Source organism: Streptomyces sp. NPDC055078 (assembly GCF_053607985.1).
Window position 1 is genome coordinate 1 of sequence record NZ_JBSGUP010000214.1, and the last position, 11,924, is coordinate 11,924.

Annotated in this window: 7 protein-coding genes; 6 read left to right on the plus strand and 1 reads right to left on the minus strand. The window is 72.8% G+C overall.

The window, feature by feature from the left end; all coding sequences use genetic code 11:
- Positions 1–375 precede the first annotated feature (375 nt).
- The gene (locus ACWF94_RS19270) at positions 376–1,287 is read right to left on the minus strand and encodes an SDR family oxidoreductase (RefSeq protein WP_453489388.1); all 912 of its coding nucleotides are present in this window, start codon (positions 1,285–1,287) and stop codon (positions 376–378) included.
- 146 nt (positions 1,288–1,433) lie between these two features.
- Here ACWF94_RS19270 and ACWF94_RS19275 point away from each other — a divergent pair, with 146 nt between their 5' ends.
- The 6 genes from ACWF94_RS19275 (at position 1,434) to glgP (ending at position 11,865) form a co-directional block, all read left to right on the plus strand.
- Entirely contained in the window at positions 1,434–2,549 is a 1,116-nt protein-coding gene (locus tag ACWF94_RS19275; RefSeq protein WP_453489391.1) for an AraC family transcriptional regulator, read from the plus strand.
- Positions 2,550–2,650: 101 nt separating this feature from the next.
- Positions 2,651–4,081, plus strand: coding sequence for a 4-hydroxyphenylacetate 3-hydroxylase family protein (locus ACWF94_RS19280; protein WP_453489394.1), 1,431 nt, complete (start codon positions 2,651–2,653; stop codon positions 4,079–4,081).
- Entirely contained in the window at positions 4,078–5,928 is a 1,851-nt protein-coding gene (locus tag ACWF94_RS19285) for an MFS transporter (RefSeq protein WP_453489397.1), read from the plus strand. Before ACWF94_RS19280 ends, ACWF94_RS19285 begins: the two co-directional genes overlap by 4 nt.
- A 171-nt stretch (positions 5,929–6,099) precedes the next feature.
- The gene (locus ACWF94_RS19290) at positions 6,100–7,287 is read left to right on the plus strand and encodes a monodechloroaminopyrrolnitrin synthase PrnB family protein (RefSeq protein WP_453489400.1); all 1,188 of its coding nucleotides are present in this window, start codon (positions 6,100–6,102) and stop codon (positions 7,285–7,287) included.
- 171 nt (positions 7,288–7,458) lie between these two features.
- Positions 7,459–8,967: an FAD-dependent monooxygenase gene (locus ACWF94_RS19295; protein ID WP_453489403.1), complete on the plus strand. Its 1,509-nt coding sequence runs from the start codon at positions 7,459–7,461 to the stop codon at positions 8,965–8,967.
- Between the two features lie 246 nt (positions 8,968–9,213).
- Positions 9,214–11,865: an alpha-glucan family phosphorylase gene (glgP, locus tag ACWF94_RS19300; RefSeq protein WP_453489406.1), complete on the plus strand. Its 2,652-nt coding sequence runs from the start codon at positions 9,214–9,216 to the stop codon at positions 11,863–11,865.
- The last annotated feature ends 59 nt before the right edge of the window (positions 11,866–11,924 follow it).

Genomic DNA, 11,924 nt, shown 5'->3' on the forward strand with positions numbered 1-11,924 from the left:
GGACCCGGCGTCTCGCGCGCCGGGGCCCGCGCCCCTGGGGCCTCTCGTTCGGATCAGGCCGGGCCCGCGTGCCCCGGCACCGCACTCCCCGGGGGCCCGGGAGGCGCGGCAGCTGTCGGAGCGGACTGGGGCCTGGGGCCTGGGGAGGCTCCGGCCCTCGGCCCCGGCGGGCCCGGTCAGACCCCGCGAAAGCCCCGGTTCATCCGCGGCGAACCGCAGTCATCCGCCGCCATCGGGAGTCATCCGGAGTCATCGGGAGTCATCGGCCGTGTCGCGGGACCCGCGGGGACCTGCTCTACCCGCAGGCACCCGCTGTACCCGGGGGCACCCGCTGTGCCCGGGGGCGTCACGCGCCCCAGCTGGGTTCGCGTTCGTTCATACCCGCTCCCCGGACCACAGCTGCCACGGCTGACGCGCCACCCACTCGTCGACCGGCGCGGGCTTCAGCGACAGGGCCGTCGCCGCCGTGCCGTCGTCGCCCGTCATCAGATCGGGCTCGATCCCGCCGGCCATGTAGTGGTAGATCCCCGCCACCCCGGCCGCCGACTCCGCGCCCAGGATCTGGGCGAGCCCCTGCTCGAACACGCTCGGCGCCAGTGGCACATAGCGCACCGGGCGGCCCAGGCCGGCGCCGAACGCCTCCGCCAGTTCGGTGCCCGTCAGGGTCCGTGTGCCGCCGATGTCGAAGACCCGGCCCGCGATGCCGTCCACGGTCAGCGCCGCGTACACGGCCTCCGCGAGATCGCGGTGCGAGATCCAGGCGGTCGGGGTCTCGGCCGCCAGTGGGTAGGCGAGCACACCCTCGTTGACCAGGGCGGGGCCGTTCCACGGGCTGAAGAGATTGTCCAGATAGACCGGGGGCCGCACCACCACCAGCTCCACACCGCTGCCCGACAGGCTCTCCCGGAACACCGTCTCGGCCAGCCGCCGTGTCTCGAACGCCGCGATGTTCGTGGTGCGCTCCGGCACCCGGGTGTTCGCGTTGTAGACGAGCCTGCTCACCCCCGCCTCGCGGGCGGCCTTGGCGATGTGCTGGGCGTACCGCATGACCTTCTCCGCCTGATACACCAGCGGCATCACGACGGCCGCGTGCGTCGCGCCCTCGAAGAGCTGGCGGACGTCCTCGTACCGACCGAGATCGCCGCCCCCGAAGGAGACCCCGGGCAACTCGGGACGGTCCGCCTCCGGCTTACGGCTCAAGGTGTGGACCGGATGGCCGCGCTCGACGAGCAGCCGGGCGGTGGCACCCCCCTGGAAACCGGTCGCCCCCACGACCGCTACACGCATCGGTATGTGATCGGACATAAGTGTGAAGAGCCCTTCGGTTGGTTCGATTAGGCTGTGGTCGCTGCCGGGTACGGCCTACCAAGGCTCGCGTCGGCTGCTTCGGCCGAGCAATTAACAAACCGGGTCGGAGGTTGAAGGATCGTCCAATGGACCCTGTTGAGATGACACCCTCGAACTCCGCCGCCCCGGCCGCCTCTCCCGCCACCAGTGCTCCTGGTGCTCCTGGTGCTCCTGGTGCTTCCGGTGCCATCGAATCGGGCGCTGCGCCCATCTGGGTGTCCGCCGCGTCACCGGCCGCCGGTGATCACCCCCCATCCGGTGCCCCGGACGACGACCTCCTCAGCGAACTGCTGAAACCGCTGCGTCTCACCGGTGTCTTCGACAGCCGATGGCTCGTCAGCGCGCCCTGGGCCATCGAGGGCGACGCCGAGGAGAGCTGCGCGGTGCTCCACTTCGTCACCCAGGGGGAGTGCTGGATCACCGGCGACGGCTGGGCCCCGATCCAGTTGGGTGCGGGCGATCTCGCGCTCTTTCCCACCGGGACCGAGCACCGGCTCTCGGACCACCCCGACCGGCGTGGCGGGGTGGCGCTCGGCACGATGCTCCCCGAGCGCGAGCCAGGCACCTCGGGCGCGATCAGGATCGAGGGGAGCGGCCCGGAGAGCAGACTGCTGTGCGCCGGACTGCACTACGACGCGTCCGCCGCCACCGGGCTGTACCAGGCGCTGCCCTGGGCGCTGGTCCTTGACCGCACCCAGGTCGACAAGGAACCCCTGCTGCGGGACACCCTGCGGCTGCTGGCCGCCACCGACCGGCCGGTGGGCCCCGGCGACCGGCTGGTCACGCTGCGCGCGTTCGAGATGGCGCTCGTGCTGGCCCTGCGCCCGCTGCTGCGGCAGCTGGCGGACAACCCCACCTCGCTGCCCGTCCTCCGCAACCCCGGCATCAGCAAGGCAATGGTGATCATCGCCACCCGGTTCGCGGAGCCCTGGACCATCGAATCGCTCGCCAGGGAGGTCGGTATGTCCCGCTCCGCCTTCACCGCCGCGTTCCGCGAACTGGTCGGCGAGGCGCCCGCCCGCCATCTCACCGGACGGCGGATGCAGGAGGCCGCGCGGCTGCTCGGCGAGACCTCACTGCCGCAGTCCGCGGTGCCGCCTCGGGTGGGCTACCAGAGCGCGGTCGGTTTCCATCTCGCGTTCCGCAAGTGGTACGGCATGACGCCCGGCGAGTACCGGGCGGGCAGCCCCTCAACTGCGTAACTGGCCGGTTCTTAATCACCGCTGGACGGTCGTTCATTGCTCAGTGTCGTGGCTGGAGCGAGGCTCACTTTGTCGGGGGGCGTTCCGTTTGAGGAGAGACGTTGATCAGGTCTGGCCGGAAATACCTCGAATCGCTGCGCGACGGGCGTGAGGTTTGGCTCGACGGCGAGCGCGTCAAGGACGTGACCAGCCACCGAGCCTTCCGAAACACCGCGGCGTCCATCGCCCGCCTGTACGACCTGGCCCACGACTCCGCGCACCGCGAGGTGCTCACCTCGGGCGGAGTGCACCGCGCGTACGAGATCCCGCGGACCCTGGACGATCTGGTCGCCCGCCGCAAGGCGTACAAGGTGTGGGCCGAGGCGAGCTACGGCTTCCTCGGCCGTACGCCGGACTACATGGCCGGTGGGGCGGCCGGTTTCGCCGCGATGCCGCACATCTTCAACACCGACACCTTCGACGGGGCGGCCAACGCGCTCTCCTACTGGCGCAGGCTCGCCGAGAACGATCTGTACTGCTCCTTCACCATCACCAACCCGCGCCCCGGCGCGGCGGGCGACGACCTGGTGGTCCGGGCCGTCGAGGAGCGGGACGGCGGGATCGTGGTGCGCGGCGCGAAGATGATCGGCACCGGCGCGGTCTTCTCCGACGAGGTGATCGTCGGCACCATCGAGCCGCTCGCGCCCGGGGACGCGGACCACGCCCTGTGCTTCTCGATTCCGACGGACACCGCCGGGCTGAGGTTCGTGTCGCGGACGTCGTACGAGGCGAGCGCGCGCGGAGTCTTCGACAACCCGCTCTCCTCGCGGTTCGACGAGAACGACTCCCTGCTCGTCTGCGACGACGTCTTCGTCCCCTGGGAGCGGGTGCTGACCTACCGGAATGTGGCGGCCACCGCCGCGATGTGGTGGGCGACCCCCGCGTATCTCCACTTCGTCCACCAGGCGGCCACCCGCTTCTGGACCAAACTCGAATTCCTGGCCGGCATCGCCCTTCTGGTGACTCGTGCGAACGGCACCCATGAGCTGCCGCCGGTCACCCAGGCGGTGGGCCGGCTGCTGGGCATGGTCGCCCAGGCCAAGGCGTTCGTGCTGGCCGCCGAGGTGTCGTACGAGGAGGTCGACGGAGGGCGCGGCGGAGTCATGCCCGGTACCGAGATCTCCTACGCCCAGCGCATCATGGCGGGCGAGCTGTACCCGCGCGCGCTCCAGGAGATCAAGCAGCTCACGGGCGGCGCGATCATCCAGCTCCCGGCCTCCGGCGACGATCTGCGCCACCCCGAACTGGGCCCGCTGCTCTCGAAGTACCTCGGCGCCTCCGGCACCCCGGCCGAGGACCGCGTCAAACTCCTCAAGCTGGCGTGGGACGCGGTGGGCTCGGAATTCGCCTCCCGCCACGAGCAGTACGAGCGCTTCTACCACGGCGCCCCGCATGTCTATCTGACGATGCAGACCTGGGCGGGCGGCGCGGACGACTGCGAGCGGCTGGCCCGCGCCTGTCTCGACGGCTACGACCTGGGGCGAACACAGTGACTCCGCCCGAGACCCCGTCCGATACTCCGCCCGGCACTCCGGCCGAGACCCCGTCCGATACTCCGGCCGACCGGGATGTCCCGCCGGCCGCACCCGGGGGCGGGGCCGCGCATCCGGACGCGGTCGCGGGCGGGGCCGGGCATGCGTCGCCCGCCGGGAATACGGACGGTGTCCCGCGCCTGTCGCCCGCCGGGGATACGGACGGTGTCCCGCGCCTGTCGGCCGCCGGGGATACGGACGAGGCCGCGCACCCGGAACAGGTCGCACAGCCGTCGGGCGCCCCGGACGCCGGGGGCGGTGCCGGGGCCGGGGCCTCGCGTGCGCGGGGCGCGCTCGCGCTGCTCGCCGCCACCCAGTTGCTGCTGATCATGGACACGGCGATCGTCAATGTGGCGCTGCCGTCCGTGGGCGACGAACTCGGATCGGGGTCGGCGGGACTGTCCTGGGTGGCCAACGCGTATCTGATCACCTTCGGCGGGCTGCTGCTGCTCGGCGGGCGGACCGCCGATCTGCTGGGCCACCGCAGGATCTATCTCACCGGGCTCGGGGTGCTCACCGCCGCGTCCGCAGTCGGCGGACTCGCCGGGAGCGCCGGGGTGCTCGTCGCCGCGCGGGCGGCACAGGGCGTGGGCGCCGCGTTCGCCGCCGCGGCCGCGTTCGCACTGCTGCTGAATCTCTTCCCCCACGGTCCCGCGCGCCATAAGGCGCTCGGCGCGTTCGCGGCCATGGGCGGACTCGGCGGGGTGACGGGCACCGTACTCGGCGGTGTCCTCACCGATGTGCTCGGCTGGCGCTCCACGTTCTGGCTCAATGTGCTCGTCGGGCTGCTGCTCGGCGGTGCGGCGCTGCGGCTGCTTCACGGGGGCAGCCGCCGTGCCGGAAACGGGTTCGACCCCGGCGGCGCGCTCACCGCCACCGGGGGCCTGGGGCTGGTCGCTTACGCCCTCGTCGGCGCGGGCGACGCGGGCTGGACCGGCACCCGCACCCTGGTCGCGGGCGGCGCCGGGCTGCTGCTGCTCGCCGTGTTCGCCGTACTGGAGTCGAGGATCGCGCACCCCCTGGTGCCGCCCGCCGTGCTGCGGCGGCCCGCGCTACGGGACGCCAACGTCCTCAGCGCGCTCGCCCAGATGGCGTTGTTCCCGATGTTCTTCCTGGTCAGCCTCTATCTCCAGCGCGTGCTGGGACAGTCCCCGCTCGCCGGTGGCCTGGGGCTGCTGCCGCTGTCCCTGGTCGTCGTCGCCGTCGCCCCGCAGTCCGGCCGGTGCATCGCCCGGCTCGGGCTGCGGCCCACCATGACCCTCGGTTTTGGGCTGCTCGGCGCCGGAATGCTCTGGCTCGCGCTCGCCCTCACCACTGAAGGAACCTTTTTCTCCACGGTCTACGCGCCCAGTCTGGTCATCGGCGTCGCCCTGCCTCTCGTCATGGTCACCACCAATGTGGCCGCCACCGCCGAGGCCGCGCCCGAGGAGACCGGGCTCGCGTCCGGGCTCATCAACACCAGCCAGCAGTTCGGTTCGGTGCTCGGACTCGCGATCCTGGTGGCCGTCGCCACCGCCGGCACCGGCCAGGGAGCCGCCGCCCAGACCGATGGCTTCCGCTCCGCGCTCCTCGTGGGCGCGGGCTTCGCGGCGCTGGCCGCGCTCCTCTCCCTACGGCTGCGCCGGCCGGCCGGCCCGCCGGGGCGCGGGGGTGGCGACGGGTCCGGTGACGGGTTCGGCACGGCCGAGGTCATCGGTTCCGTCGATACCGGTTCCGCCGGCGGGGCCCGTACCGGCGACGGGGCAGCCTCCGCGCCGGGTCGTCGGACGTCGGCGCATCAGGATCGCGTCGGTGGCACCGTGGAGTGACGGTGCCCGGCGGAACGAGTGCCCGCACACGGGCCAAGGGCGGCTGGGGACCGCCCGGTCCGCGAGCAACTCCATATGTCCGCACTCCATATGTCCGCCGTCCGACAGTCCGCCGTCCCTTCGTCCCGCCGTCCTGTCCGCTGAGTCAACGTTGTCCGAGGGGGGCCTCCGTTGAGCCTGTACAACCTCGTCGCGCCAGGTCTCGAATCGTGCGGTGAACCGCGTTACCGCATAGCCGAGATACGCGCCGCCGATCCGCTCGGTGCCGATGCCCTGCTCGCCACCGTCCCCGCCATGAACTCCCGCGCCGATGTGCCCGCGCTCACCGCGGCGCTGCGCACCCTGGTCCCCGACCCGGCCGAGGCCGCCGCACTCCGCGTCACCGACGCGCTCGCCGCCATGCGCGACCTGGGCATCCTGCTCGGGTCGATCAAGCGCCACGGCGTCCAGCCGGTCGCCGCCGTGCCCGAAGTCCTGCCCGCCCTCCAGGAACTGGGCCGGCGCACCGACATGATCCCGCGCGACACCGTGCACCACTACACCGCCTGGAACCCCCTGGGCCGCCGTCAGCGCATGTACACCGGCGACCCGATGGAGGCGAGCCTCCAGGACGCGGTCCGTATGGTGTTCCCCGGGCTCGTCGCCTCGCTCGGCGCCTGTGCCGATCTGGCCCGCCTCGAACCGTACGACCCCGGCTTCGCCATCGCCCTGGACCGCACCGCCCAGCACGTCCAGTCCATGGTCGACTCCATCGACTTCACCGTCACCCATGTCGACCCGGTCTTCTTCGCCACCCGGATGCGCTCCTACTTCGAGGAGATCGATGTCGCGGGCGCCGACTACCTCGGCCCCGCCGCCGCCCAGGTTCCGCTGTGGCTGATCGATCTGACGCTGTGGCAGTGCGATCGCGGCAACCCCGCGTACGACGGCTTTCTCCAGGAGTCCGTGCGCTACAGCCTGCCCTCCTGGCGGGAGCACTACCGGCGCCACCAGGGCGGCACCTCCGCGGTCTCCAAGCTCTCCGCCGCGATCAGCTGGGAAGCGGGTGACCGGCTGCCGCCCGTACTGGCCCGGTCCGCGGTCTCCCTCGCCCGGGTGCTGCGCATCCTCAAGGCGTTCCGCGCCCGGCACCTGACCATCGCCCGCAAGGCGTACAGCGAGGAGATTCGGCAGTACGAGAGGGGCAGCGGCGGGGCCCCGATCGCCCTGCTGCGCTCGGTCCTCGATCTGACCCGGGACAACGAGACCCTGGTGCGCCGGTCCGTCAGACCTCAGGCCGCCGAGCCACCGTCCGTCGAGCCCCGGTCCGCCGAGCCTCGGTCCGCCGAGCCTCAGGCCGCCGAGCCGCCGTCCGCCTGACGCACGCGCCCCGTCCGGGGGTCCTCCGCCGTACGCGTACGCGTACGCGCGCGGTCGTCCGACGTCCGACGCCCGACGCCCGACCGTCCGAAGCACCCTCCGGTGCTCCTCCCATGCCCCTCCAGTGCCCCTCCAGTGCCCCTTCGTCCCTTGTGCCAGGAGAGTCGACCCATGACGCACTTCATGATCGCCGGTGGTGGAATCGCCGGGCTCACCACCGCGCTCGCCCTGCACAGCGAGGGGTTCGAACGGGTCACCGTCGTCGAGGCGGCCCGCGAGATCCAGCCGGTCGGCGCCGGGCTCAACATCATGCCCAACGCGATACGCGAACTCGACGCGCTCGGAGTGCTCGACGGACTGCTGAGCGGCGGACTGCCCACCCGCGAGCTGCGCTACTACCACCGCAGCGGCTCGCTCATCTCCCGGGAGCCGCGCGGCCTCGGCGCCGGATACCACTGGCCCCAGCTCTCGATCGCGCGCGGCCGGCTCCAGCTCGTGCTGTCCCAGGCCGTACGGGACCGGCTGGGCCCCGGCGCGGTGGTCGCCGGGGTCAGGGTGCAGGCGGTCGAGCAGCTCGCCGACGGCCGCCCCCGGGTGCGACTGCAGCACCGCGACGGCGCCCGGCACGGCAGCGCCTCGCTCGAACCGGACGTCCTCATCGGCGCGGACGGCATCCGCTCGGCGGTCCGCGCGGCCCTGAACCCCGGTGAGGGCGAACCGCCGTGGAACGGAATGCTGGTGTGGCGGGGCGTCTCCCGGATGCCCGCGCACCGGATCGGCACCTTTATGTGCATCGCGGGGGACGACCGGCAGAAGGCCGTCGTCTACCCCATGACCGCCGTCGACGGCGGCACCGTCCTGGTGAACTGGGCCCTCGCGATGCCCGCCGCCGGGCCCGCCGCCGGGCCTGGCGCCGGGCCTGGCGCCGGGTCCGCCGCCGGGGCCGGGGGTGCCGGCGGCCACGCCTACCGGGGGGAGTGGAACCGCGCGGTCCCGGTGACCAGGTTTCTGCACCATTACCGGGGCTGGGAGTTCGACGGTGTCAGCGTCGAGGAGATCCTCCGGGCGGCCGACGGCGCGTACGAGTATCCGATGGTCGACCGCGAACCCCTGCCGCGCTGGTCCCACGGCCGTACGACCCTGATCGGCGACGCGGCCCACGCCATGTACCCGATCGGCTCCAACGGCGCCACCCAGTCCATCGTCGACGGCCGCGCCCTCGCCCACGCCCTGGTCCGGCACCCCGACCCGGTCGACGCCCTGGCGGCGTACGAGGCCGACCGCCGCCCCACCACCACCGAACTCCAGCTCGCCAACCGGCGGCTGGGCCCCGAGGTCGTCATCAACCTCGCCCATGAGCGGGCCCCGGACGGCTTCAGCGATGTCGACGCCGTCATCCCGCCCGGGGAGCGGGCCGAGATCGCCGCCCGGTACGCGGCCACCGGGTCGGGCGATCCGGCGACGGTGAACCAGGGCTCGCCGTACGGCCCGACGTCGTACGGCATCGGCCTCATGTCGTACGGGACGGGCACGGGCGCAGGCACCGGCACGGTCGCAGGTACCGGCACCGGCACCGGCACGAGCGTGGGCACAACCGCGAGGACGAGCCCGCCCCCCGGCCCCGGCGCGGGCACGGACACGAGCCCGCCCCCCGGCCCCCCGCCCCCTCCGGCGCGCTGAAGCACCCGGAGGCGGTCCCGGGGACCCCCGGGGCCGAACGCGCCGGGAGCGCGCCCGTCCCGAAACGCCTGGTGAGCGGCTGCCCAGCCGGTCCGGACACCGAAACACGCAGGCGGGAGCACACCCCGTACCGCCGTGCGCCACGGCAGGCGCCCGCCGGGCCGCACTACCGTCGACGGGTGACGGAGAGACGTACACAGCGGTGCGTCCCCTCGGATGCGTATCTCCCCTGCGAAGGTGGGACCCGTGAAGGCCATTCGTCGATTCACCGTCCGCCCCGTCCTCCCCGAACCCCTCCGCCCGCTCAGCGACCTCGCCCGCAACCTCCGCTGGTCCTGGCACCCCGAGACCCGTGATCTCTTCCAGGCCGTCGACCCCGGCGGATGGCAGACGGCCGGGGGCGACCCCGTACGGCTGCTCGGCTCCGTACCGGCCGCGCGACTGGCGGAACTGGCCGGAGACCGGCGCTTTCTGCGCAGACTGACCGCCGCCGCCGACGATCTGGACGACTATCTGCACGGCCGCAGGTGGTACCAGACACAGCGCCCCTCAGGGGCCGGCGAGACCCCCTTCCCCACCTCCGTCGCCTACTTCTCACCCGAGTTCGGGGTCACGGCCGCCCTCCCGCAGTACTCGGGCGGCCTCGGCATCCTCGCCGGAGACCACCTCAAGGCCGCCAGCGACCTCGGCGTGCCCCTGATCGCCGTCGGGCTGCTCTACCGCCACGGCTACTTCCGCCAGTCCCTGTCCCGCGAAGGCTGGCAGCAGGAGCACTATCCGGTACTCGATCCCAACGAACTGCCGGTCACCCTCATAAGAGAGGACGACGGCTCGCCCGCCCAGGTCTCGCTCACCCTGCCGTCGGGCCGCCGGCTGCGCGCCCATATCTGGGTCGCCCACGTCGGCCGCGTACCGCTGCTGATGCTCGACTCGGACGTCGAGGACAACGGCCCCGGCGAACGTGATGTCACCGACCGGCTCTACGGCGGCGGCAGCGAGCACCGCCTCCTCCAGGAGATGCTGCTCGGCATCGGCGGCGTCCGGGCCCTGCGCGCCTACTGCCGGCTGACCGGCCACCCCGAACCCGAGGTGTTCCACACCAACGAGGGCCACGCCGGGTTCCTCGGCCTGGAACGCATCCGTGAACTCGGCGCGGGCGAGGACGCGCTCGACTTCGACGCCGCCCTGGAAGCGGTCAGGGCCGGGACCGTCTTCACCACCCACACCCCCGTTCCCGCCGGGATCGACCGCTTCGACCGGGACCTGGTCGCCCGCCACTTCGGCGACGGGGGAGAGCTGCCGGGCGTCCCCGTCGAGAAGATCCTGAACCTCGGCAGGGAGACCTACCCCGGCGGTGAGCCGGGCCTGTTCAACATGGCCGTGATGGGGCTGCGGCTCGCCCAGCGGGCCAATGGCGTCTCCACCCTCCACGGCGCCGTCAGCCGGGGCATGTTCGCGGGCCTGTGGCCGGGCTTCGACCCCGAGGAGGTGCCGATCACCTCCGTCACCAACGGCGTTCACGCGCCCACCTGGGTGGCGCCCGAGGTCATGCGCCTCGCCGCCCGCACCATCGGCGCGGGCCGCGCCGAGGACGCCCTGTCCGTCGGCGGCTCCCACCGCTGGGACGCCGTCGCCTCCATCCCCGACGCCGAGATCTGGGAGCTGCGCCGCGAACTGCGCGACCAGCTCGTCACCGAGGTCCGCGCCAGGCTGCGGGCCTCCTGGCGGCAGCGCGGCGCAGGCTCCGCCGAACTGGGCTGGGTCGACGGCGTCCTCGATCCGGATGTCCTCACCATCGGCTTCGCCCGCCGGGTCCCCTCGTACAAACGGCTCACCCTCATGCTGCGCGACCGCGACCGGCTGCGGGAACTGCTGCTCCACCCGACCCGGCCCCTCCAGATCGTCGTCGCGGGCAAGGCGCACCCCGCCGACGACGGCGGCAAACGCCTCATCCAGGAGCTGGTGCGGTTCGCCGACGATCCGCGCGTACGGCACCGGATCGTCTTTCTCCCCGACTACGGCATGGGGATGGCCCAGAAGCTCTACCCCGGCTGCGACCTCTGGCTCAACAACCCGCTGCGCCCGCTGGAGGCGTGCGGCACCAGCGGAATGAAGGCCGCGCTCAACGGCGGGCTCAATCTCTCCGTACTCGACGGCTGGTGGGACGAATGGTTCGAGCCGGACTTCGGCTGGGCGATCCCCACCGCCGACGGCTCGGCCAGCGGCGAGGACCGCCGCGACGAACTGGAGGCGGCGGCGCTCTACGAGCTGATCGAGCACCGGGTCGCACCGCTCTTCTACGACCGGGGCGCGGGCGGACTCCCGCAGCGCTGGATCGAGATGGTCCGCCGTACGCTGACGACACTCGGCCCCAAGGTGCTGGCGGGCCGGATGGTCCGGGAGTACGTGGAGCGGCTCTACGCCCCGGCCGCGCGCACCCACCGCTCCCTCGACCCGGAGACCGCCCGGGAGCTGGCGTCCTGGAAGAACCGGGTGCGGGCGGTGTGGCCCCGGGTGGCCGTCGACCATGTGGAGACCCTGGAGCAGTCCGCCGCCGACGGCACCGCCGAACTGGGCGCGACCCTCAACCTGCGGGTGCGGATCGCCCTCGGTGAGCTGCGCCCCGACGATGTGGACGTCCAGGCGGTCGCGGGCCGCGTCGACCCCGACGACGCGATCGCCGACGCCCGGCCCTCCCCGCTGAAACCGGCCGGCGGCCCCGACCTGGAGGGCCGCTGGATGTACGAGGGCACGCTCTCCCTCGACCGTACGGGCCCCTTCGGCTACACGGTCCGGGTGCTGCCGACCCATCCGCTGCTGGCGGCGAGCGCGGACCTGGGGCTGGTGGCGCTGCCGACCGATACGACGGGGGAGGGCGCGGGAACGCTCATGCGCTAGGGACTTTGACGACACGACCTGGGGCGCGTGTGTGGGATCAGGTCGTGGCGTCACGGCCC